Raw genomic sequence first — 22,519 nt, forward strand, 5'->3', positions numbered from 1 at the left:
TTGCTTAATCCAAAAGCGCCGCGATTTTTTTACCGTCGGGCGACCCCAATCCGGTGCAGGCGTCCCAACCGGACGCGGCGGCGAAATCTCCGTTATTGCCCTGCGTAACGTCGCGACATGCTCCGGCCGGATAGAGCAGGGGCTGCATATAGCCCAGCGTCTTGCCGGCGGCGCCATTAACGCGGGCGATAAGTCCGGCCCACAAAGGCGCCACCGCGCTGGTGCCGCCCACCACCGTCCACTGGCCGTGTACCAGTACCTTATAGCCGGTTTCCGGATCGGCGTTACCCGCCACATCGGGCACGCCGCGATGGGCCAGAGTGGCCTGTTTACCTCCGGTGCGTACCGCCTTTAACGATTTTTGCCAGCCCGGCAGGGGAAAATGCGTGCTGATTCCGCCGCCGCCGGCTCCTCCCTGTTCGCCGTCGTTCCACACGGTTTCAGTCTTGATGGCGCCTTTACCGGCATTCAGCCGGGTGCCGCCGCAGGCCAGGGCATAAGGGCTGGAGGCAGGGAAATCCACGTGATCGGCGCCGTCATTCACGCCGTCGCTCGATCCGCTGTCGCCGGATGCCACGCATACCGTTACGCCGAGCGCCGCCGCCGATTGCAGCACATCGTCGAAGGCGTCCAGGGATTGCGCCGTCCAGCTGGATTCCGGACCGCCCCAACTGATGGAAATCACCGAGGGCCGATTGGCGGTATCATGAATCGCGTTATTGACCGCATTGATAAAACCCTGATCGCTGTTACCGGCAAAATACACCGCCAGTTTAGCCTGGGGCGCCAAGGCTCCCACCACTTCGATGTCCAGCATCACCTCCCCGTCCGCGCTGTCGGCGCCGCCGGACGGACTGTTCTTTCCGCCGTCCACCGATACCGAGTTCACCGCAGGGGAGGGCAGGCCCAGTGATGAAAAATAGTTCTGCAAATCGGTTTCATCGTAACCCCCGCCGAGTTCAATGATGCCCACGCACTGCTTCGCGCCGTCTCCGGGGGCGAAATCGTAAAGGGCCGCCAGTTCCAACGGCGTATAGGAGCCTGAGGTGGGATCCTTCGCCGCCGGCCGGATGGGCGGCCGGAAGCGGAAATGGGCGCGGGCCTGTGGCCGGTTGTCCAGACCCAGCACCGCGGTAACGATACCCGCCAGGTCCGCCGGCAAATGAATCGCCCCGGTACGGCCGCGAAAATTTCCGCTCGCATGTTGATAATGTTGCAGGCGGACGCCGAAAGCCTCCATGAATTGCCGCGCCGTGCCGGACAAAATCACGGTTCGGGTTACCCGGTTTTCGCTCACCACCCGCAGTTGATGCCGATGGGCAAATTCCCGTACTTTACTCACATCCTCCAAAGAGGCGCAGAAGCGCCGGGCGTATTCCTCCCGGCTCATAAGGGCGGGTGACGAAGGCGTGACTTTGGCGTCGGGATTCCGCGATTGGCATAGGCTGCTTATATGCTGCTGAAACCCGGCGGCATCAGGGCGCCGCACGATCAGGCTTACGTCGAACCGTTCATTATCTTCCAGCGGCCCGGTGCAGCTGGAGCCAGGCAGCTCTTTCCTGTCGCTGCCGGGTAAAGCGTGTTTGTTATCCGTCATAGAATACTCCGCAAGCACGGTCTAAAACGCCGTGCAGATCAGGTGTCTTGATCCTCACGTTAGAACCGTCGTTGCCTGAACGCCAGGACGATTAATCTTAAATTGCGACCCGTTTTCGGTGGCGGCCGGCTCCTCATCGCGCCGCCAGACCCGACAGAATGGTTTTTCTTTGATTTAAAGCTGTCCGGGTCGTGAAAAAGCGGATGAAAACCCTTCAGTTTTTGATGGAAAAGACCCGCCATTAATATAACTGGCGGGCAAACATTACCAGGAACGGTCAGAAAGTGAGACTGACCATTCTCACATTATAAATTTGATCAAAATTAAACAGGATGCTGGATCACAAAAAGCCCGCACGATGGCGGGTAATCAGGTAGTGTACCGGCGGATTTATATCTGCCTGCCTCGCATAATAGTTACCTCATAAAAAATGCAGGGTAAATATCACGAATGTCAATTTAAGCAATTCAGGTGTGTCAATTTATAGCATTGGGTTTTGATGGTTTTTAATAAGACTTTTAAGGGGAAATATAAAACGCTCTGAATATTCAGGGCGTCTTATAGACAATTATATCGTCAATTGTCGTAATGTATAGGTAGTAAGACAATCGACACTATTTATGAATGCCTATCGGCCGTTATAGCATTGTTAAACTTCATGGGCCACCTGCATAATTTATTACATGACCACTAATAACGTTCAATTAGTTTCAGTATTGTCGACATTTTTCATGGGTAATGAAAGCTAATTATACTTGGTTATCATGATGATTTTTAATGGTATTTTTATATAAGTTCACCGTTTTTAATAATTCCTTTCGTGAGCATGGCATGCTTGGTATAAGAAAGTTTGGCATAACTTTACCACATGTCTTCTCCTGCTTTCGTGCCGGCATCATCTTCTATTATTATCTTTAATCCCAGCATGGCGCATATTGAAATCATCCGGGATAGCTTAATATTCCCGGCGTTATTTTCGAAAATAGATATGTCTTTCTGATGCATTTGTACCTTAAGGCCAAGTTCGGCTTGTGTCAATCCTTTCTGAATTCTAACATCCCTGATAGTGCTGCCGAGACTTTGAGCGTTAATAATTAAAAGTTTCACGTGGTTGTTCTCCTACATGGCTTGATTATACATATAGAGTATATTTAGAATAAGAAAAGTCGGAATTAAGTTAATATATACAAATGGTGTATAATTTTCGGTTTATAGCTCGTATATAATTTACACTATTTTAGTGTATTAAGAATAATATACATACTCGGTATAAATCCTAACCCTTGGAATGTAGGGGAGAAGATGGGATGGCAATATGAAAAAGGGTTGCAAAAAAAATGGATGTAGGCGTGTTTATGCCGTCGGCGTCAGGAGCGCTTGGTGGCGAGTACCAGCAATGCATCGCCGGCGGCGGAAGGGCCGCATCGCGTGAGCAAGGACTGCACGGCCGGCGGCGGGAGAAAATGCCGCCGCCGGCCTGTTCAGGAAGAAAGGGGAAATAACGCCGTGGCAGGGTTTAACGCCCGCTGCGATGCCGGAAGTCCTGCATAAAATCCGCCAATGCTTCCACCGCGCCTAGGGACAGCGCATTGTAAATCGATGCTCGTACCCCGCCAATGGCCCGATGTCCCTCCAGCCCGGAAAATCCTGCGGCTTTGGCTTCGGTTAAAAATGCCCTTTCAAGGTCCGCGTTCGGCAGGTTGAAGGAGACATTCATGGCCGAGCGGTCCCGTGCTTCACCCCAGCCACGATAGAAGTCATCGCTGCCGTCAAGGATGCTATAGAGCAGATCTGCCTTGCCGCGGTTTATGCGCGCCATATTCTCCACGCCGCCGATGTCATTGAGCAACCAACGCGTTACCAGCAGTACCACATAAATGGCAAAGACCGGCGGGGTGTTGAAGTTGGAGTGGGCGTCGACGTGGCGGCGATAATCCAGGAACGCCGGCAGATTTTGCCCAGCGGATTGCACGACGCTGTCCCGCACCAACACGATGGTGACGCCCGCCGGGCCGATGTTTTTCTGGGCATGGGCATAAATCAGGGAAAATTTATCCGCCTCGCAGGGTTTGGATAAAAAGTCCGAAGACATATCGCAGACCCGGGGAACATCGTCCCGGCCCAGAATACGATGAAACTGTAAACCTTCCACCGTTTCATTGGATACATAATGGATGTAGGGCGCATCGGCTGAAAAGGAGAGTTCGTCTTCTCTCGGGAGATGGCGATACCCGCAGTTTTCGCCGCTCCAGACCACACGGACCGGGCCTTCACGCATGGCCTCGGTGATGACTTTGCGGCTCCAATAACCGGTGTCAAGATACTCCGCCGCGTGGCGCTTACCGCGGAGCATGTTCATGGGCACCATTGAGAACTGCTGCGTCGCGCCGCCCTGCAGGAAGAGGATATGGTAGTTTTCCGGCAGGCCCAGCAGGGTCCGGATATTGTTTTCCGTTTCCCGGACGATGGATTCGAACCAGGCGGAGCGATGGCTGATGCCCAGTATGGATAGGCCCGTTTCCGGTACTTCAATAATAGACGCTTGAACCTGGGCCAGGACGCTTTCCGGCAGCGCCCCGGGCCCGCCTGAAAAGTTCAGGGCATTATGCGAATTTGTCGGCATGATAACGTTTTTTCCCGCGTCAAAGTAATTTGCTGATTGGATTTTCAGCGGCCCTGATGAGAAGCAACTCACGCAATGCATCTTTAACCTTTTGCATGTGATATTGCTTGTGTGGAAAGATGTCTTCCTGATCCATGGCATGCACCACCATGGCGGGATCGATCTCAAATACCAACAGATCTCCGTCTTGGGTTTCGGCGCAGTCGATGCCGAGGTAATCCAGCCGGGTGCGCTGATAAATCGCCGCCAGGGCGCTACGGTGCCGCTGCGCGAAAGCGTCAAAGTGAGTGAAAAACGCCGCTTCTTCGGCCCGTTTTTTCTCATCCTCGTACATGCCCGCGTTCACGTAGTGGATCATCCAGTGCGACGATATCGCCATATGGCAGGCATAGGGTACGCCAGCGATAAGGACAATGCGGAATTTACGGAACAGCCCGTCCGGCCCGCTGTAGTCAACAAACCGGGAGAGAAAATAGTGCTCCGCGGGAACGTCCGCCAGATAGGCAGCGACCGCCGGTAACGAATCAATCCTGGCCAGCCCCCGTCCGCCGTGGGAACCCACAGGACGCAGGATAACGGGGAAGTGATAGCCTTCCATCGCCCCGGAAAGCGGTATCTCTTTGTCGGCGACCCGCTGCAACGTCGTACGGCCGATATGCAGCGCCGGGCATATGGCCAGCCCCGGCACGTTTTGCAGCAGCATGCTGGCCGCATACCGTTCCGAGGCGGGAATAAACTGCGGCGCGTTGATTACCGGCTTCGGCCAGCGGGCCAATGCCTGTTCCAATTGCGCCAGCGGCTCACGGCTCTCGTCGGCGGCGCTGATGGCCACCAGGACGGCATCGTGTTCCGGCACCGGCCAGGCCAGCGGCGTATCGGGGGTAATATAGTAATAAAGCAGATCGATATCGCTGTTTTCCAACAGGCAATCCAGCGGCATATTGGCTGAAAGATCCCCTGGTATCATCAGCATCAGCAGGCGCAGCTTCGCCGGCTGCCGGGCGGCCGGCAGCCGGAATACCCGTTGCATCGCCAACGCCTGCTCCTGGATAGCCAAACCTGCTTTTAGCTGTTTGAGGCACATCATGACGGTGGAAAGATTCATCCACAGCTCGGCGTCGTCCGGATAATATTCCGCCTTGACCAACATCTCTTCCGCCAGGGAAGTGAAATCGGTTCCGGCAATACTCATACGCAGAAAAGGTGCCAGCCCGAGAAACAAAGTTGCAGGTTGATACGCCGCATCAGGCACAAACGGCGTATTTAATGTCGCTGGATTTTGCAATCGTCATATCCCTTTTGGGTGTGGGGCGCTAACGGGCATCGGGCTAAGAAAATATTCAGCCTAAAGTCGTTTTAAATTAATGGAGGCTAGTATGAGTGGCGGCTTGGTCGTGGTCAAGCCGCGCGGGGCCTGGATCCAGCGCTATAGAGAGATATATTCGTCAAAAAATATTTCATACTCAATAGCCTGAGAAGCTGATATTAAGAGTATTTTTGATCTTATTTTTGGCATTAAAATCGAAGAATATCTATTTTATTACGGCTTAGACTCGTGGCGTGGGTTATATAAGGTAAAAATTTTAATTAAGTCAAAATTTAATTCTATTATTTTCATTGCTGCTTAAGCCAAATAAAAGAACATGCCGTGACCGGACATGTTTACCGGCGTGAGCGCCGGTAACGTGGCGCCGTTATCCTTTGGCCTGATCTTTTTTATCCTTGGCCGCCATATGATGGCCGACGATACAACCCCCCACGCACCCAATACCGCATGGTTTTTGAGATGTCCGACAGCCGCGCCGACGGCGGCGCCCTTGAGACAGCCTGCGGCATAGGAGAGCGGGGCGGCGCCTGTTAACAGGATAAAAACCACGGCATAACAAAAATGTTTATTCACGATCATCTCAAACAAAAGGGTAAAACAGTTCGGAAACATTGCCATTATTGCCCGGCGGCTGTCACCTTGACTTATGTAACAAAGGTTGACGGGGTCAGGCCTCTTTTACATGGCCCAATGTTTTGACGGCGGCAAACGAAACCAGCGCCAATACGGAAACAACACAGCCGGCGGCGGCCACCCCGGGCCAGTCCTCGCGGGAAAACAGCGCCCCCGCCAGCAGCGCGCCGCCGGAGCCGCACAAAAACACGCTGGTCATAAACAGGCCGTTCAGCCTCCCGCGGGCTTCCGCCGGCAGGGTATAAATCGCCCGCAGGCTCAGTACCTGGTGGGTCTGCACGCCGGCATCCAGCACGATGGCCGCCACGACGAAAAGAGTGATGCTGTGCAGCGACCAGGCGGCGAACGTGGAAGCAAACGCCAGCGCCACCATAAGCATTGCCACTCCCGTCGTAGGTTGCGACAATCCTTTATCCGCCAGCCGGCCGGCTATAGGGGCGGCCAGCGCACCGGCGGCGCCGGCCAATAAAAACAGCGCGATGCCGTGCGGCGAAAGATTAAAACGCGGGCCGCTGAGCACCATGGGCGTCGCCGTCCAGAACATGTTGAAGGCGGCAAACAGCAACCCCTGCCACAGGGCGCGGCGGCGTAATAGCGGCGTGGAACGAAACAGGTGCCACAACGAACCTAGAATGGCCAGGTAGTGGCTGTCATGGCGCGGCTGGCGGGTCGGTAGCTGAAAGCGCAGCATCAGGGCCAGTGCGGCCATCAGCAGGGCGGACAGCCAGAAGACCGCCTGCCAGCCGAACCAGCCGGCAAGCAGGCTGGACAACGGACGCGACAGCATGATGCCCAGCAGCAGCCCCCCCATGACATTACCCACCACCCTGCCGCGCCGCGCTTCCGGCACCATGTGCGCCGCGAAGGGCACCAGGACCTGAGCCGACGCGGAGAAAAAGCCGACGGCAAAAACGGCCAGGAAAAACAGCGAGACAGCCGGTGCAAACGCCATGGCCACCAGCGCCAGCGCATCCCCCAGCAGGGCGGCGATAACCAGCCGGCGGTTTTCCATCAGGTCTGCCAGCGAAACCAGCAGAATCAACCCGGCGGCATAGCCTATTTGGGTCACGGTGACCACCAGACCCGACAGGGTGCCCGGCATCGCCAGCGCACGCCCGATGGTTTGCGCCAGCGGCTGCGCATAATAGATATTGGCGACGGTAATGCCGCATGCGATGGCGAAAACAGTGACGTGAGTCCGGGAAAGCGACCCGCGATCAGCCTCTTGATTCATGATGTACCTCGATTCACGCCGGTGGGGCGACAGCAGGCCCGGCTCGCGGGAAACCTTTTCCGGCCGCTATACTAGGGGGATTTGTCATACCATAACGGCTTAACCTAAGGAGCTAACGACAGGATGTCAAGCCGTGGCAAGCAAGTCGGGCAATGTTAATCTGGTTGAAATATATCCGCCCTATCCTGAAGGCCAGTTCATGCAGTTAATGGAAGCTTACCCTAAATAATCAAAGTTGCAGGAAGGCGGCAACGTAGCGAATCCCCGGGAGCTTACTCAGGTAAGTGACTGGGGTGAGTGAGGAAAGCCAACGCATCTGCAACTTGGAGTATGACGGGTATAGGGGAAGTAAATGAATATGCCTGACAAGATAGTGATCATCCATGGATTTCTGTCCACGCCGCGCTATCACTGGTTCCGCTGGCTAAAAGAGCAGCTGGAAAAACAGGGAACCCAGGTCATTCTGCCCAGCATGCCCTCGCCTCGGGCTCCCTGTCCGGATCGCTGGCTGTCGCATCTGAAAGCCTGTGTACCCGCACCCTCCCGCCGCACCTGGTTTATTGCCCATAGTCTGGGGTGCATTACCCTGATGCGGTATCTCGCCTCGCTGGGGGAGGGGGTTTCCGTCGGCGGCGCCATGCTGGTGGCGGGATTTGCCGAACCGGTAGCGGGATTTCCCGAACTGGATCGCTTTACCCTGGAGCAAATCGATTATGGCCGGCTGAAGAAAAGCGTCGGACGGTTGGTTGCCTTGCGGTCGCTGAATGATGAGGTTGTCCCGCCGGATCTCACTCAAACCCTGAGCCGATCGCTTAGCGCCGAACTCTACAGCTTTCCCGCCGCGGGACATTTCAGGGAACAGGATGGCTTTATCCAGTTCCCGGCGTTGTTGGACATGCTTAACGATTACAGGTATGTGACGGAATAAACAGTGGCGTTTTTAACGCTTTGTTCGCTCCTTTTGAGCCTTTCGCGCTCGATTTGCATCACACAAAAATCCGCGCGATGTTCGCTCCAGGTTTGATTGAGCGGATTGCGCGAATACCGTGCGGCTTTGCTCCAGGTCTGCGCCGCATGCCGATAATCCCCTGTACGCTCTATCCGCGCTGCGGCGATGGCCGCCCGAAAGTAGAGCGGGCTGTCGAGGTTTTTAAATGCCATATCTTTAGATCCCTTCAAAATGAAAAGTAGTAAGCGGAAATAAAAATACCCCTTTAATTGTTATATGTAAACAATAAAAGGGGTATTCGTTTCGAAGGGAAACCAGTTATTTGTTTTTCACGGCAGCTGATTTGTATGTTAAATCCAATGACCATCCCTGAAGCAGGACCCCGGGTCCTGGTTTAGCGTTTGCGGCGGAAAATCCGATGCTCAATCATCACGCCGATAATCTGCAAATCGATGTCGGCGCTGCGCAAAACCGGGTAATCGGGATTCAACGGCACCAGTTCGAATGAGCAAATACCGATGCCCAGAGGCCGAAATTTTTTAAACGTAGCGTCATAACCGTTATTTTTCGCCACCACGAATTCCCCCGGGGCGGGAGTCAGTTCCGGATCGATAATCACAATGTCTCCCGGCTGGAATTCCGGCATCATGCTATCGCCGTCAATACGCAGTGCGAAGGCGTTTTCGGTGATGTCCGCGTCAGCCAAAACATACTCGTAGTTGCCTTCGATAGTGGTAATTTCGGACACCTCCGTTAGCGCTCCTGCCTGAACGTAACTCAATATAGGGATACGGCGCGTGCTGATTTCAGCCAGCGGCATGACGTTTTTGCCGTTCAGGAGCCAATCAGGACTGCAGTTCAGCGCCTTGGCCAGATCCAGCAGGTTTCGCGGGCGTTTGGTCCTGCCGCTTTCGATGGATTCAATGGCTTGCTGGCTCACTCCGGCAGCAGCGGCCACTCCTACCTGTGTCAAATTCAAGTCAATACGTCTGGCTTTAAAACGTGCAGCTAAAGACATTCTGTCTCTCCATGAAATGAACTGAAAATCAGCTATAGCATTAAATACAATTTTAGTTGTGGTTGACAAACAATAATGTGGGTAGTTTAATACAATTAATATTGTAAATCCACGAATCTCTTTAGCAGTATTGTAAAATTCACCGGGGTCAAAAATGAGAGATATTCAGCAGGTTCTGGAACGGTGGGGCGGCTGGGCCGCAAGCGATAACAGCGGCCTTGATTGGTCCCCCATCGCCGCCGGTTTTAAAGGACTGATGCCGTATCGCACGTCGCAACGTTTAAAATGCTGCGATAGCGACGGTTTGACCATCGATGCCTGCGTGCTGCATTTGCAGGCGATGCGTCAGCGCAAAGAGCTGGATCTGATCATGTTGTATTACGTCTACCGTATGTCCAAACGGGAAATCGCGCGCCATTGGCGCATTGATGAAAAGATTATCCGTATCCAATTGCAGGTGGCCGAAGGGTTTGTGGCGGGCTGTCTGGCAATGCTGGACGTGCAACTGGATATGGATGCGCAAGTCAAAACCTATGAGAAAGAAAAGGTTAACGCGGTCCGCAAAACCCATGCTAGCATGTTCTAAGTGGTTTTTACGACCGGCAAAAGACCCCGCCTTGGCGGGGTCTTTGCTTATTGACAAAGTGTCCCGCCTTATTGAATCCGAGCATGTTTGTCAGTAATCTGAGACCTCGCCTTGACGGGGTCTTGGCAATAATTTTTTCTGAAAAAAAAAGCTTGTGCGGTCCGCAAAACCCGTGATAGAGTGCAATCACTGGTTATTTAGACATTATTAAACGTGATTTACAAAACGTACTAGCCAAACATATTTGAACGGCAAAAGACCTCGCTTCGGCGGGGTCTTTTCGTTTCTGTCTCTGTTATCAAGCCTGTCGGAGGTGTTCCTCCGGCGGGCTTTTTTATTCTCTTTTTTCACCCGGCACCGACCTTGAACTTCAGGCAGTGGGACATGCAACTCATGGAACAAAAATCAGATATCGCGACGCACGGCGGGGCATTGGTCACGCTGTTATCAAGCCTGATGGGACTCTCCACCTTGGAACTCGTTTACCTCGTTATTGCCGTTATCGGCGCGGTTATCTCGCTGCTCGGCTACCTGGATAAACGAAAAACCGAACGGCTCAATCGCCAGCTGGCCCGTGAGCGGCTGACGTTCGATTGGGAAAGAACCAAAGCCATCGTTGAATTTTTGCAGGGATCGCCTTCTCACGATATCAGCCAGGCCGGCGAGGTGGTTCAGAAAGTAAACAACGTGCTTAAAGAGACGGAGCATTAGCATGGCGATGTCTCCCGCGTTACGCAAAAGCATCATCGCCGCCCTCAGCGGCGGGGCGATGACCATCGCGGTGGCGCTGCTGGGCGGTCCCAACGGCCTTGAGGGGCGGCAATACCTGCCCTACCAGGATGTGGCCGGTATCTGGACCGTCTGCGACGGCCATACCGGACCGGATATTATCAAGGGCCGGCGCTATACCGATGCCGAATGCGACGCACTGCTGGCAAAAGACCTGGCGCCGGTGAAAAAAGCCGTTGATACGGCGGTAAAAGTTCCGATAAAAGACAGCACCCGCGCCGCGCTTTATTCCTTTACCTATAACGTAGGGACCACGGCGTTTCGTCACTCCTCTTTGCTGCGCAAGCTTAACGCCGGCGACATCCTCGGGGCATGCCAGGCGCTGCGCCAGTGGATCTATGCCGGTAACAGGGTTTGGAAGGGGCTGATGCAACGGCGCGAAATTGAAACTGACGTCTGTACCTGGGGAGGCGTATGAACCTGTTGATTACCGAGGCCCCCCGGCGGGTTTTCGCCGGCGGGTAAGGATCGCTGAAAGCCGACGGCGGGAGCACGGCGCCTATGAGCAATAAAATCGCCGTTATCCTGGCCGCCGTGGTCGTGCTGCTGCTCGGCGCCACGATGTACCTGTCATTGCATTATTACGGCAAGTACCAGGCTCAAGTGACCGCCAATTCCGCACTGGCGCAGGAAAACAAGGCGGCTGACGCAGCCATGCAAAGCCAAAACCATCTTATCACAATCTTTAATACTCTCGCCGGGACCACCCTCAATGCGCAAGCCAACAATACCGCTGCCGGCCAGGACCGGGAAGTGGTTATCCAAACGGTCATCAAGACCGAGCCCTGCGCTGGGACTGTCGTTCCTGCTGCTGCTGGCAACGTCCTGCTCGACCACTACCACCAGCTACGTGAAAGTACCGACGGTGCCCCTGCCGGCCAGCCTGACGGCCCCATGTCCGCCGTCGCCGCCGCCAAATGACCCTTTGACCTACGGCGCCGCGTTGGCCTGGGACGAACTGTTGCTCACCGACCTGCAAAATTGCAATGAGCAATTATCCGCCATTCGGCAAATCGAAATCGAGAGACAGAAATAGGGCCCCTCAAACCGGCTTTGGCCGACCTAAACAGGAGGTGAAACATTGGGCAACAACAGCAGTACCGAAAGCGGCTGGCTGGTGCCGCTGGGCAACGGCCCCGATTATGACGCAACCCTTGAAAACCAGTTAAGCAGCTGGGTGACGGGGCTCACCGGGCTGACGGACGGGTATGTGGTTTCCCGCTGGCAGCCCAATCAGGCGCCGGCGTTCGCGGCGGATATCAACTGGTGCGCTTTCGGCATTTCGGAAATCAGCCAGGACGACAGTCAGGCGTTCGTAGATCAGACCGACAGCAGCACTCAGCTATGGCGGCATGAAGTGATAAGTCTCCAGACGTCGTTTTACGGACCGGGCGGCCAGCAGCTGATCAGCCAGTTCCGCGACGGTATGGCGGTGAATCAGAACAACGACGAACTCAATGCACAAGGCCTGTCATTAACCGATTACAGCGCCATCAAATCCAACCCCGAACTTATCGATACACAGTGGACGCGCCGTTATGACATGACGGTGCGCCTGCGTCGCAAGGTCGTACGAGAATACGGCGTTAATTCGCTGGTGGACACACCAGTATCATTCTTTGGAGAATAACTTATGGCACAGGGATTACCTGTATCCAACGTGGTCAACGTTGATATCATCATGTCGCCCACAGCGGCATCCGGCCGCAACTTCGGCGCGTTGCTTATCCTCGGCACCTCGACCGTTATACCGACAACCGAGCGTCTGCGTCTGTATGCCGGTATTGATGATATCGGCACGGATTTCGGCGTCAGCAGCCCGGAATATGAAGCGGCGTCGATTTTCTTTTCCCAATCGCCGAATCCCACCCAGGTCTATATCGGCCGCTGGGCCAAAACCCTGGCCACCGGGGAAACCGGCACGGCCGAAACCTTGGCCGCGGCGGTGAATGCTTGCCTGGAATACACCAACTGGTATGGCCTGGCGGTAGCGGACGATGCGGATCTCGTCGATGGGGATGTTATCAGCGTCGCCGCCGCCATCGAGGCTTCCTCCCTCAGCCATATTTTCGCCGTCACCACCGGCGACGCTATGACATTGAGCGCCACTTCCAGTGCCGATCTGGCCGCCAAGCTCAAGGCCGCGTCTTACAGCCGCACCTTCGTGCAATACTCCACCTCGAGCAAATATGCCGCGCTGTCGGCGTTTGGCCGGGCGTTCACCGTGGATTTCACCGGCAGCAACACCACCATTACGCTGAAATTCAAAACCGAACCGGGCGTCACCTACGAAACCCTCACCCTGTCACAGGCGGCGGCGGTGGACGGCAAGAACGCCAACGTCTATGTCTACTACGCCAATGATACGGCGATTTTGCAACAGGGGGTCATGGCCAACGGCGACTTCTTCGATGAACGCCAGGGACTGGACTGGCTGCAAAACTACGTCCAGACCAATCTCTACAATCTGCTTTACACCACCACCACCAAAATCCCGCAAACCGATGCCGGGGTCACGCGTCTGCTCACCAACGTCGAGGCGTCCATGGATCAGTCGGTCACCAACGGCCTGGTGGCGCCGGGGGTATGGAATGGCGGCGATATCGGTCAGCTGGCGGCGGGGGACACTCTCACCAAAGGTTACTACGTCTATGCGGCGCCTATCGCCGACCAGGCGCAGTCCGATCGCGAGGCACGCAAGGCGCCGCTTATCCAGGTGGCCTGCAAGCTGGCGGGTGCGGTGCATTATGCCGATGTTCAAATCAATGTGGTTCGTTAAGGAGTAATTCATGGCAACTTATAGTTTTTCCGATGTCAGCGCCTCTTTGTCCGGCCTGACCGGCGTTATCGATCTGGGCTACGGCTCCGCCAACGCATCAGAAGGCATCACCGTGACGATGCCCGCCGCCGTGAATACCGTCACCGTCGGCGCCGACGGTGAAGTCATGCACAGCCTGAGTCCGAATAAATCAGGCACCATCCAGGTAACGTTGCTGAAAACCTCGCCGGTGAATAAAAAACTGTCCCTGGCCTACAACGCCCAGACCTTATCCTCGGCGGCCTGGGGCAATAACGTTATCGTCCTGCGCAACCATGCTTCCGGCGACATCACCACCGCCCGTTCCGTGGCGTTCAACGCGGTACCCAACAATACCAACGCGACGGACGGCGGTACTATGACCTGGACATTCGCCTGCGGCAAAATCGATCAGGTGCTCGGGGAGTTCTAAGCAATGGAATTTGAACTGAAAGGCAATCAGTACCGCACGTCCGCCTTGGACGTGTTCCACCAGCTCAAGGTATCCCGCAAATTATTGCCGGTGATAGCGGATATGCTGGGAGAACTGAAAAACGGTGAAACCAGTCTGCTGGACGCCCTGCCGAAAATCGCTCAAACCATTGCCGCCCTGAAAGACGAAGACTGCGACGCCATTCTGTTTCCCTGCCTGGCGGTTGCCAGGCGTAAACAGGGCAGCCATTGGGCTCCGGTGTTCGACCCATCGTCGGACACCCTGATGTTTGATGATCTGGAACTGATGGATGTGTTGCATATCGTCGCTAACGTGGTGGGGGAATCGCTGGGAAATTTTTTTCACGATCTCCCCGGCAGCGTGACGGCGGCCCCGTCGCCGCTATAACGCTGGACAGCCTGCCGGGCGGAGAAGAGTTTATTCTCCGCCCTGTCAAGGCGGGACTGACCACCATGGGTGAGATCAAAAGCGGCGCCATTGATCTGTGCGATATCGCCATGTTGAACGATTATCTCGATCTGGTGGAAGACAATAATGCGCGGATAGCGCGCTGGAGGCAGGCAAATGAACGCTGAAATCATCAAGGATTTTTTGGCCGGTCTGGGGTTTCAACCGAATGCCGATGAGAGTCTGGATACCCTTGGGTTCATGATAACCCGTAATATCGCCAGCCTTGGCCGGGCTGCCGACGCAACGGTGCTCTCGATGGGACGTTTTATCGGGCGCCTGGCCAATGGATTGGACAGTTTTTCCATACCCCCCCTCGGGGGGGCTTTTAGCGCCAATGCCGCGACGCCGGCAACGGGTGCGGCCACGTCTTTGACCGGCTTGGCCGGCCTGACCGGCAGTCTGGCGGGATTGAATCGGGCTTTACAGGGGCCGTCGGTCCAGGCGGCAACCATGCTGGCGCCGACACTGTCTTTTGCCCAGGATACCGGGCAATCCGGTACGGTAAAGCAGAGCGGCCTGGGCAGTTGGGAGGTGGTTATTACCAACGCAGGGACATCGTTATCGCGCCTGTTGAGCGTGACGGGGGCAAGTTTGCCGCAACCAGATACGGGGAGTGGGACGACGGATGGTCTGCAGGCCGGGAAAAGCCGTACTGGCCGCCCTTTGGCCGGATATTCCCGCTATCAGGTTTTGAACAGTGGCCGCAGCAAGGCTCCCAATGCCGGCAATGATAATGGAATGGGGAGTGGCGTTCCGGCGGCGCGGAACGGCATATCGTCGCCCCCGGGGGCCGAAGCTTCCGGAGTCAACGGGACTTCTGTCGCCCCGAATAATGCCTCGGATATCGCCGGGCATAGCGCTGCCTCCAGCGATAAGCCTGCTGTCGTCGCTCATCATCAGCTGACTTCCGCTGGCGATACTGTGCGAGCCGTTGCCGGATTGTCCGCGATGGGTAGTTACCTTATCAATATCGTCAAGGGATTGGTTGGAACCATGGGGCGGCCTTTGCCGTTTGGGCATAACGGCAACCAAAACCGCGGCGGCTCAACCAAACCCGCCTCGGGGTCCGGCGATAATATATCGAACGCGAATATCAACCCGGTATCCGCCGTTACATCAGCGGATGTCCGGCAAGCCACCGCCCATAAGGCCTTTAGCTCTGCACGGCAAACCGGCAATCAGCCTGACCTCGTCCCACAGCCTGCGGCGAGCGGACAGGGCGGCGGGGCTTTTTTACAGGCGCTGCTTGAGGGCTCCGGGGCCAAGGTCCGTCAGTTGGCAAACCAGAACAAAGCCGGCGGCGCCGAAACGCTCCTGAACAGCGACATGTCCGACGACGGCGGGCAAACGGCCTTGTACAGCTCCGGAACCGGTGGTGCCCTGGGCAGCCTCGCCAAACGATTCAGCGTCAATCCGACGGCATTGCTGAATATCGCCGCTCCCCGGCTCTCGGCATCCCTCATGGGGGGAGCTGGCCAATGGGAACCGGGCCGGAGCCCCTATGCCAATGCACCGATGGGAAGCGCCGGCGCGGCGGCGGGGGCCGCTACCCTGAACCAGACCACCAATATCACGGTCAACGGCGCAGTGTCGCCCAGCGAGACGGCCAAAACCATCGCGGATCGGCAAATCAGCGTCAACGCGACCCTGACCCAACTACTTTCCCCAAAGGCGCGATAAATGGATATTCTTTCAGCCCTGTTCCAGCAAAACTCGCGGCATTTCGGCCAGGGAACGACGCTGCTTATTCCAAGCGTAGTGGTGTCGGAAGTCCATAAGGATAGCCTGACCGTTACGGCGTATCCGGTGGAGAGTGGCGCCACCATCAGCGACCACGCCTATATGCCGCCGGCGACGGTAACCATGATCCTGGGTTTTGCCGGCGGCGGCGCGTTGCTTGACCAGTCCATCACCAGTGCGATAACAAAAACCATCGGCCAAACCACGCCCCTTGAACTCAGTCCGCAGGACACTTATAAGCAAATATTGGGCTTGCTTACCTCTCGAACCCTTATCGAGGTCACCACCGGCAAGCGGCAATACAGCAATATGCTGATTACGTCCATCGAGGTGGATACCAGTGTCGCGACGGAATACGTTTTGTCCTGCACGTTGACGATGACCCAGGTCGTTATCACCACGACTGATACGACCAAGGCCGCTTTGAAAGTCAATATGGCCAACACCTTAAGCACCTCGGCAGTGGCGAATACCGGAAAGAAAACACCGACAACACCCGCTAATCCCACGGTGGCGGCGGGTAATATTGCCGCCAATTGATTTTCAAACCTCGATATTCTTTATTTTATTCGGCGGTACATCATGGCTATCCAAGAAATACCCCTTACAGCGGATAATCAGACCTTCTATATCAAGCTGGCAGGGACCTTATACAAAATGACCTTATTGTGGCGGGACAGCGCCGGCTGGATATTGGATATCGCCGATTCCGCGAGTAATGCCTTGATTCAAGGCATTCCCCTGGTGATTAACGTCGATTTATTGGCGCAATACGCCTACCTGGGCTTTAACGGTCAACTGATGGTTATGCTGGATGACGATGATACCAGTCTGCCGACCATAACCGGCCTGGGAAGCACCAGTCATGTCTATTTTATTACCGCGTCATCGTCATGATTTTTATTTCCGGTTCTAGCCACGAAATATCTGAATGAACCTCGCCCCGGCGGGTTTTTTTATGGGTGAAATATGAGTTATAACTGGCTAAGAAGTTGCACGCTCTTGATTACGGCTCCTGGCGGCCGCACGCTGGATTTAGCTAAGTTGAGATGTGTTTTCACGCTGCAAGGGTGGACCACCTCACAATGGGGCTCCGCCGTTTTCAAGATTTATAATTTATCCGACGACACCGCCAATGCCATTCAGGCCGGCGAATTTTCCAGTATTCAACTCATTGCCGGCTACCAGAATAATTCTGGCATCCTGTTTGACGGCAAAATCCGCTATTCCAGCAGAAGCCTGGAGAACAAAACCGACCAGGTGGTCACCATTCAAGCGGTGGATTCTCACGATGCCAAGGTCTATGCCACTATCAACCAGACCCTGGGTAAAGGCTATGACGCCGCGCGGGTGGATGCGGCTTTAATGCAGACCTTTGAGCCCTACGGCGTGACCAGGGGCAGGACGGCGAAAATGCCCGGCACCAAATATCCCCGATCAAAGGCTATGTTCGGGCGCTCCACAGTCTATCAAGACCTGCTTGCAAAACAGTGCCAATTCCTTTGGCAATTCATCAACGGCCAATATGTATCGATATTTGAAGATGCCAGCCTTGATGATGTGATTGTATTAAACGGTCGTACGGGGTTGCTCGGCGTGCCTACACAGACCATTGGGGGCGGGGCGGTGATACGCTGTCTGATCAATCCGACTATCCAGTGGGGAAGCCTGGTTCAGGTAGAACTGCAATCGGCCAGAGAGGCGAATTTCAATGCCGTCGACTTCGGCGACCTCAAAAAAACGCCCCCTGCCGCCGGAGGCAAAGATCAAACCGGCGCCACGGCTAAACCCACTGACTATACCTCGGCAACGGCCACTACCGGCTATTTTATCGTCAACTCCATAAACTGCCAGGGCGATACCATGGGCGACGATTGGTATATGGATTTGAACTGTACCGCCCACAATGACCTGGTGGATAAACCTCCCCAAGATTCGAGTAAAAACTGATGACGATTCCCGTTAATGAACAAACCGGCGAGATTGACCAGTTACTGGAAGCCCATGGCGATAATCTCTCCACCAACCTGCGGGTAGCCATGCCCGGCATTATCAAGTCCTTCGATCCGGATACGGTCACCTGCTCGGTACAGCCGGCCATCAAAGGCGCCATCACCGATATCACCGGCAAGGTGAATTCCGTCAACCTGCCGCTGCTGGCGGATGTACCGGTGCTGTTTCCCCGGGGCGGCGGCGTCACCCTGACGTTCCCGGTGAGAGAAGGAGATGAATGCCTGGTGGTGTTTGCCGATCGCTGCATCGATTTCTGGTGGCAGAACGGCGACCTGCAGGAACCGGTGGACCCTCGCCAGCATGATTTATCCGACGCCTTCGCCTTGATTGGACCGCAGTCGCAAAAATATAAAATCAGCGGCATCAGCACCACCGCCACCCAGCTGCGCACTGACAGCGGCGCGTCGTTTATTGAAATCGACCGCAGCGGCAATGTCACCATCGACACGCCGCTGCTGACGGTGAACGGCAAAGTACAAATCAACGGCGCCGTCACCTCCACCGGCGATCAGGTGGCGGCGGGCATCAGCCAGACCGGCCACGTCCACGGCGGAGTACAAAGCGGCGGCAGCAATACAGGAGCGGCAAAATGAGATACAGACGTGAAGGAGCGGATGGCGATTACACCTTCGGCCAGGGGGACAACACCTTTTTGGTCAATTCTCCCGAATGCGTGGCCCAGGCCGTGGCCACCCGTTTTAAGCTGTGGCAGGGACAATGGTTCCTGGATACCACCGAGGGCACGCCCTATCTGCAGTCCATCCTGGGCAAGCAGCGCTCGGATATCTACAGCCTCGCGGTGCGCAACCGGATCCTGGGCACTGCGGGTGTCAATTCCATCCAATCCTTCGACACCAATAACGACGGCAATACGCGCCGTGTCACCTTTACCGCCGCCATCGACACCCTCTACGGGGCGACCACGGTAATAAGCGAGGCATAATGGCTCTTAATCTCGACACTCTTGGACTGGCGGCCACCGTCACAGCCACGGGCATCACCGCCCCCGACTACCAGACCATCCTCAACACCGTCACCGGCTATTTCCAGCAGATCTACGGCAGCGACGCCTATCTGGCCCCCGACAGCAAAGACGGCCAGATGGTGGCGCTGGTGGCGTTGGCGATTCATGATGCCAATAACAGCGCCATCGCGGTGTATAACTCTTTTTCACCGGCCACCGCCGTCAGCAACGGACTGGCCAGCAATGTGAAGATTAACGGTATCCAACGGGCCGCCGCGGTGAATTCCACGGTGGACGTGCTGATAGCCGGCACCGCCGGCACCACCATTACCAACGGATCGGTTAAAGACGGCAACAGCGTTATCTGGAATTTACCGGCCCAGGTGGTGATTGACGTCGCCGGCTCGGTTATTGTTACCGCCACCTGCGCCACCACCGGCGCTATCACCGCGCTGCCCGGCACGGTAAACCAGATCAATACGCCGACCCTGGGATGGTCATCCGCCACCAATCCTTCCGCCGCCGCGGTGGGCAGCGCCGACGAGACCGATGCCGCCTTAAGGGCCAGGCAGGCCATCAGCGTGGCGCTGCCGTCGCTGACGCCCTTTGAAGCCATAGACGGGGCCATCGCCAATATCGGCGGCGTCACGCGCCATGTCCTGTTCGAGAACGACACCGGCAGCACGGACGGTAACGGCCTGCCGGCGCACTCCATCTCGGCGGTGATTGAAGGCGGCGACGCCACCTCCATCGCCGATACCCTGCGCAGCAAGAAAGGGCAGGGGGTCAGCACCTACGGCACTACCAGCATCACCGTGCCGGACGAGTACGGCAACCCTCAGGTCATCAGCTTTTCCAGGCCCATTGCGGTGCCCGTGTTCATCTCCCTGACCCTGACGGTATTTACCGGCTATACCTCGGTCATCGGCGACCAGATTAAAGCCGCCATCGCCGACTATATCAACTCACTGTCCATCGGCAGCGATGTATTGCTGAGCCGGGTGTATTCACCCGCCAATCTCGGCGCGGTGAGCGGCGGCGCCAGCAAATATTACGACATTATCGATCTGTCCATCGGCACATCCGCCGCCGCCGTCGCGGCCGGCAATATTAATATCGCCTGGGACGAATCGGCCTCCTGCAGCGTGGATGACATCCTTATCCAGGTGGCGTCATGAGTAAATACACCGATCTCATCACCAACTACCACCGTGGCAAACCGAATTTTGTCGACCATATCGATTTATCCACCCGCCCGCTGGTGGATATCGATGGCGCCATGATCGGGTTTATCAATGATTTTGATATTGATACCGCCGTGGGCAATCAGCTGGACATTCTCGGCGAATGGATAGGCCGCAGCCGCACCGTGGCACAGCCTATTTCCGGCGTTTACTTTTCCTGGGATACCGACGGACTGGGCTATGAACAGGGCGTCTGGCAAGGCCACTACGATCCCGACGCCGGTTTTACCAACCTGAGCGACGATGTTTACCGGGTGGTGCTGAAAGCCAAAATCGCCATTAATCACTGGGACGGCACCAACGGCTCGCTGCCGGATATTCTGAATACCGCCCTGGCCGGCTCCGGGTTATTTATGCAGATAGTGGATAACCAGAATATGACCATTGCTCTGTGGGTATTTGCCGAAACCAGCATGGATTACGTTTCCCGTGAACTGCTGGCCGCCATTCGCCAGGGCTATTTAACGGTAAAAGCCGCCGGGGTTTATGCCGGGGAAATATTAACCCCGTCGGCCAACAATCAGTTTTTCGGCTTCGACATGGACAACCAATATATCGCCGGTTTTGATATCGGCTCATGGGGAGTGAATTTATAATGGCAACAAACAACTTCAAACCCTTTGCCGTCGGTGCCGGCGCCAACGTCACCGCCCAGGCGGATTATGAAGCCCTGGCGGCCCTTGTTTCGGGATTCACCGCCGGCAAGGCTTCATCGGCCCAGGTCAACAAGGCACTACGCCAATCAACAGTGCTCGCCAGCGTGTTGGCACAGTTTATTGCCAATACCACGGGTAAAGATGTGCTGGATAATGGTGATACGACAACGCTGCTCAATAACCTTATCGCGGCATTAAAAACGAATGGCGCGTTAAGCTTTTTGCAGACGGCCAACAACTTCTCGGAAATCAAATCCGCTGGTGCAACCGCGGTCAGTGCCGCTTTAGCAAATCTCAATTTGGGCGACGGCTCAGCATTGCCGGTGGGCGTGCCCATACCTTACCCGGTAGCAACACCGCCGGCGGGGTGGCTGAAATGCAATGGCGCAGTATTTTCTGCGACACTATACCCCAAATTAGCGGGCGTATTTCCTGCGTTAACGCTGCCGGATTTAAGAGGACAATTTATTCGCGGTTGGGATGATGGGCGGGGGGTCGATATTAATCGCACTATATTAACAATGCAGACAGCGACATCGATTCGTACTGCGGCACTGGATTACTCAGGTTCTGACGCCGCATACAGTACTTCCCTCGTCGGCACGGCATACTCCCAGCCTGACTCAGTGACAAAAACTCAGCCAACAGGTGCTAATGCCCCGAATAATTCAGTTTTAGGTGGTGTACTAGCTGATAATGCAATGCAGGCAACACAAATGAATACAGCTATTAGTGATTACTCGGTATGGATATCAGTACGTCCGTGCAACATATCGTTTAATTATATCGTGAGGGCAGCATGATGGCTGACAAAATAAAGGGGGTTCTGGATAAAAATAATCAGGCCATTTCCAGTGGATGGACTACGGTCTACAATATAGATAACCTTACTAATGAATTTATTGGTAGCTCTGATGAATATTTAATGGTTGGCGTTGGATTACCTGCCTTATCTACTATTGATGAACCGCCTGCTCATCAAGATGGTTTCGCGATTTGCCGCAATTCAACCGGTGATGGATGGGAGCAAATTGAAGATCACCGAGGAGAAACGGTATACAACACAGCTACGCTGCAATCCGTGGTGGTTCAGGATATTGGCGCAATTGATGCGTCCTTGACTCTGCTTGCCCCGGCTACCCCTTATGATGCATGGAATGGCTCTGAATGGGTGACAGACTCCGCAGCACTTGAAACCGCACAAATAGATGCCGCCGTCGCTCAAAAATCGGCATTAATATCCGCGGCTAATTTAAAAACCCAACTGTGGCAAACTCAATTAATGCTGGGAATTATCTCTGATAGCGATAAATCAACCCTAACAACATGGATGAAATATGTTCAAGCGGTGCAGGCCGTAGATACTACAGCAGCGGAAATTACCTGGCCCTCTGTTCCAGATTGAATAATTTATTTGGCCCTATAGATTATTGCATAATAAATTT

Annotated in this window: 29 protein-coding genes; 21 read left to right on the forward strand and 8 right to left on the reverse strand. The window is 55.1% G+C overall.

Annotation, left to right across the window (positions count from 1 at the left end; translation table 11 throughout):
• Nucleotides 1-4: 4 nt before the first annotated feature.
• The 6 genes from GTU79_RS06275 to GTU79_RS06300 all read right to left on the reverse strand — a co-directional run bounded on the left by GTU79_RS06275 (nucleotide 5) and on the right by GTU79_RS06300 (nucleotide 7,414).
• On the reverse strand, nucleotides 5-1,597 hold the full coding sequence (locus tag GTU79_RS06275; RefSeq protein ID WP_203522472.1) for a S53 family peptidase: 1,593 nt from the start codon (nucleotides 1,595-1,597) through the stop codon (nucleotides 5-7).
• 861 nt (nucleotides 1,598-2,458) lie between these two features.
• Nucleotides 2,459-2,704, reverse strand: coding sequence for a helix-turn-helix transcriptional regulator (locus GTU79_RS06280; protein ID WP_214513774.1), 246 nt, complete (start codon nucleotides 2,702-2,704; stop codon nucleotides 2,459-2,461).
• Nucleotides 2,705-3,113: 409 nt separating this feature from the next.
• The gene (locus tag GTU79_RS06285; RefSeq protein ID WP_203522468.1) at nucleotides 3,114-4,220 is read right to left on the reverse strand and encodes a phosphoserine transaminase; all 1,107 of its coding nucleotides are present in this window, start codon (nucleotides 4,218-4,220) and stop codon (nucleotides 3,114-3,116) included.
• A gap of 19 nt (nucleotides 4,221-4,239) precedes the next feature.
• The gene (locus GTU79_RS06290; RefSeq protein ID WP_253073501.1) at nucleotides 4,240-5,412 is read right to left on the reverse strand and encodes an ATP-grasp domain-containing protein; all 1,173 of its coding nucleotides are present in this window, start codon (nucleotides 5,410-5,412) and stop codon (nucleotides 4,240-4,242) included.
• A 432-nt stretch (nucleotides 5,413-5,844) separates the two neighbouring features.
• Nucleotides 5,845-6,120, reverse strand: coding sequence for a hypothetical protein (locus GTU79_RS06295; protein WP_420854154.1), 276 nt, complete (start codon nucleotides 6,118-6,120; stop codon nucleotides 5,845-5,847).
• A 94-nt stretch (nucleotides 6,121-6,214) separates the two neighbouring features.
• Nucleotides 6,215-7,414 carry an MFS transporter gene (locus GTU79_RS06300; protein WP_132923026.1) on the reverse strand — a complete coding sequence of 400 codons (1,200 nt, stop codon included), beginning with the start codon at nucleotides 7,412-7,414 and terminating at the stop codon, nucleotides 6,215-6,217.
• A gap of 352 nt (nucleotides 7,415-7,766) precedes the next feature.
• Between GTU79_RS06300 and GTU79_RS06305 the strand changes: the two genes are divergently transcribed.
• Complete coding sequence (locus tag GTU79_RS06305) at nucleotides 7,767-8,342, forward strand: RBBP9/YdeN family alpha/beta hydrolase (RefSeq protein ID WP_203522466.1); 576 nt, start codon at nucleotides 7,767-7,769, stop codon at nucleotides 8,340-8,342.
• Here GTU79_RS06305 and GTU79_RS06310 read toward each other — a convergent pair.
• Both GTU79_RS06310 and GTU79_RS06315 read right to left on the reverse strand, forming a co-directional pair.
• A complete protein-coding gene (locus tag GTU79_RS06310; RefSeq protein ID WP_203522464.1) occupies nucleotides 8,321-8,575 on the reverse strand; it encodes an ANR family transcriptional regulator in 255 nt (84 codons plus the stop codon). The two genes, GTU79_RS06305 and GTU79_RS06310, sit on opposite strands and share 22 nt — an antisense overlap.
• Nucleotides 8,576-8,757: 182 nt before the next feature.
• On the reverse strand, nucleotides 8,758-9,381 hold the full coding sequence (locus GTU79_RS06315; RefSeq protein WP_214513775.1) for a LexA family protein: 624 nt from the start codon (nucleotides 9,379-9,381) through the stop codon (nucleotides 8,758-8,760).
• Between the two features lie 154 nt (nucleotides 9,382-9,535).
• On the opposite strand from GTU79_RS06315, the gene GTU79_RS06320 reads away from it, so the two are divergent.
• The 20 genes from GTU79_RS06320 to GTU79_RS06410 all read left to right on the forward strand — a co-directional run bounded on the left by GTU79_RS06320 (nucleotide 9,536) and on the right by GTU79_RS06410 (nucleotide 22,479).
• Complete coding sequence (locus GTU79_RS06320; RefSeq protein ID WP_132923022.1) at nucleotides 9,536-9,967, forward strand: antiterminator Q family protein; 432 nt, start codon at nucleotides 9,536-9,538, stop codon at nucleotides 9,965-9,967.
• A gap of 384 nt (nucleotides 9,968-10,351) precedes the next feature.
• Nucleotides 10,352-10,678 (forward strand): hypothetical protein, encoded by a 327-nt coding sequence (locus tag GTU79_RS06325; protein ID WP_203522462.1) that lies wholly within the window; start codon nucleotides 10,352-10,354, stop codon nucleotides 10,676-10,678.
• Nucleotide 10,679: 1 nt separating this feature from the next.
• Nucleotides 10,680-11,174, forward strand: coding sequence for a lysozyme (locus GTU79_RS06330; RefSeq protein WP_275956922.1), 495 nt, complete (start codon nucleotides 10,680-10,682; stop codon nucleotides 11,172-11,174).
• An 83-nt stretch (nucleotides 11,175-11,257) separates the two neighbouring features.
• Nucleotides 11,258-11,677, forward strand: coding sequence for a hypothetical protein (locus tag GTU79_RS06335; RefSeq protein ID WP_203522460.1), 420 nt, complete (start codon nucleotides 11,258-11,260; stop codon nucleotides 11,675-11,677).
• The gene (gene lysC, locus GTU79_RS31305) at nucleotides 11,622-11,792 is read left to right on the forward strand and encodes an Rz1-like lysis system protein LysC (protein ID WP_420854155.1); all 171 of its coding nucleotides are present in this window, start codon (nucleotides 11,622-11,624) and stop codon (nucleotides 11,790-11,792) included. The genes GTU79_RS06335 and lysC overlap by 56 nt, the downstream gene beginning before the upstream one ends.
• Before the next feature lie 45 nt (nucleotides 11,793-11,837).
• Nucleotides 11,838-12,386 (forward strand): phage neck terminator protein, encoded by a 549-nt coding sequence (locus GTU79_RS06340; protein ID WP_203522459.1) that lies wholly within the window; start codon nucleotides 11,838-11,840, stop codon nucleotides 12,384-12,386.
• 3 nt (nucleotides 12,387-12,389) lie between these two features.
• Nucleotides 12,390-13,535: a DUF3383 family protein gene (locus GTU79_RS06345; protein WP_203522457.1), complete on the forward strand. Its 1,146-nt coding sequence runs from the start codon at nucleotides 12,390-12,392 to the stop codon at nucleotides 13,533-13,535.
• Nucleotides 13,536-13,545: 10 nt separating this feature from the next.
• The gene (locus GTU79_RS06350; RefSeq protein ID WP_203522455.1) at nucleotides 13,546-13,986 is read left to right on the forward strand and encodes a phage structural protein; all 441 of its coding nucleotides are present in this window, start codon (nucleotides 13,546-13,548) and stop codon (nucleotides 13,984-13,986) included.
• Nucleotides 13,987-13,989: 3 nt separating this feature from the next.
• On the forward strand, nucleotides 13,990-14,394 hold the full coding sequence (locus tag GTU79_RS06355) for a phage tail assembly chaperone (RefSeq protein WP_203522453.1): 405 nt from the start codon (nucleotides 13,990-13,992) through the stop codon (nucleotides 14,392-14,394).
• Nucleotides 14,395-14,459: 65 nt separating this feature from the next.
• Nucleotides 14,460-14,582, forward strand: a complete 123-nt coding sequence (locus tag GTU79_RS06360; RefSeq protein ID WP_338091461.1) for a DUF6889 family protein — start codon at nucleotides 14,460-14,462, stop codon at nucleotides 14,580-14,582.
• Entirely contained in the window at nucleotides 14,572-16,137 is a 1,566-nt protein-coding gene (locus GTU79_RS06365) for a hypothetical protein (RefSeq protein WP_203522451.1), read from the forward strand. Before GTU79_RS06360 ends, GTU79_RS06365 begins: the two co-directional genes overlap by 11 nt.
• On the forward strand, nucleotides 16,138-16,737 hold the full coding sequence (locus GTU79_RS06370; RefSeq protein ID WP_203522449.1) for a phage baseplate protein: 600 nt from the start codon (nucleotides 16,138-16,140) through the stop codon (nucleotides 16,735-16,737).
• 42 nt (nucleotides 16,738-16,779) lie between these two features.
• On the forward strand, nucleotides 16,780-17,094 hold the full coding sequence (locus GTU79_RS06375) for a phage baseplate plug family protein (RefSeq protein ID WP_203522447.1): 315 nt from the start codon (nucleotides 16,780-16,782) through the stop codon (nucleotides 17,092-17,094).
• Nucleotides 17,095-17,241: 147 nt separating this feature from the next.
• Nucleotides 17,242-18,147 (forward strand): hypothetical protein, encoded by a 906-nt coding sequence (locus GTU79_RS06380; protein WP_203522446.1) that lies wholly within the window; start codon nucleotides 17,242-17,244, stop codon nucleotides 18,145-18,147.
• The gene (locus tag GTU79_RS06385; protein ID WP_203522445.1) at nucleotides 18,147-18,803 is read left to right on the forward strand and encodes a Gp138 family membrane-puncturing spike protein; all 657 of its coding nucleotides are present in this window, start codon (nucleotides 18,147-18,149) and stop codon (nucleotides 18,801-18,803) included. The genes GTU79_RS06380 and GTU79_RS06385 overlap by 1 nt, the downstream gene beginning before the upstream one ends.
• The gene (locus GTU79_RS06390; RefSeq protein ID WP_203522444.1) at nucleotides 18,800-19,153 is read left to right on the forward strand and encodes a contractile injection system sheath initiator; all 354 of its coding nucleotides are present in this window, start codon (nucleotides 18,800-18,802) and stop codon (nucleotides 19,151-19,153) included. Before GTU79_RS06385 ends, GTU79_RS06390 begins: the two co-directional genes overlap by 4 nt.
• On the forward strand, nucleotides 19,153-20,352 hold the full coding sequence (locus GTU79_RS06395) for a baseplate J/gp47 family protein (RefSeq protein WP_203522443.1): 1,200 nt from the start codon (nucleotides 19,153-19,155) through the stop codon (nucleotides 20,350-20,352). The genes GTU79_RS06390 and GTU79_RS06395 overlap by 1 nt, the downstream gene beginning before the upstream one ends.
• Nucleotides 20,349-21,014, forward strand: coding sequence for a baseplate wedge 1 family protein (locus GTU79_RS06400; protein WP_203522442.1), 666 nt, complete (start codon nucleotides 20,349-20,351; stop codon nucleotides 21,012-21,014). The genes GTU79_RS06395 and GTU79_RS06400 overlap by 4 nt, the downstream gene beginning before the upstream one ends.
• Complete coding sequence (locus tag GTU79_RS06405; RefSeq protein WP_203522441.1) at nucleotides 21,014-21,877, forward strand: tail fiber protein; 864 nt, start codon at nucleotides 21,014-21,016, stop codon at nucleotides 21,875-21,877. Before GTU79_RS06400 ends, GTU79_RS06405 begins: the two co-directional genes overlap by 1 nt.
• The gene (locus GTU79_RS06410) at nucleotides 21,874-22,479 is read left to right on the forward strand and encodes a tail fiber assembly protein (protein WP_338091462.1); all 606 of its coding nucleotides are present in this window, start codon (nucleotides 21,874-21,876) and stop codon (nucleotides 22,477-22,479) included. The genes GTU79_RS06405 and GTU79_RS06410 overlap by 4 nt, the downstream gene beginning before the upstream one ends.
• The last annotated feature ends 40 nt before the right edge of the window (nucleotides 22,480-22,519 follow it).

It is taken from the genome of Sodalis ligni (genome assembly GCF_016865525.2).
Classification (GTDB): Bacteria; Pseudomonadota; Gammaproteobacteria; order Enterobacterales; family Enterobacteriaceae; genus Acerihabitans; species Acerihabitans ligni.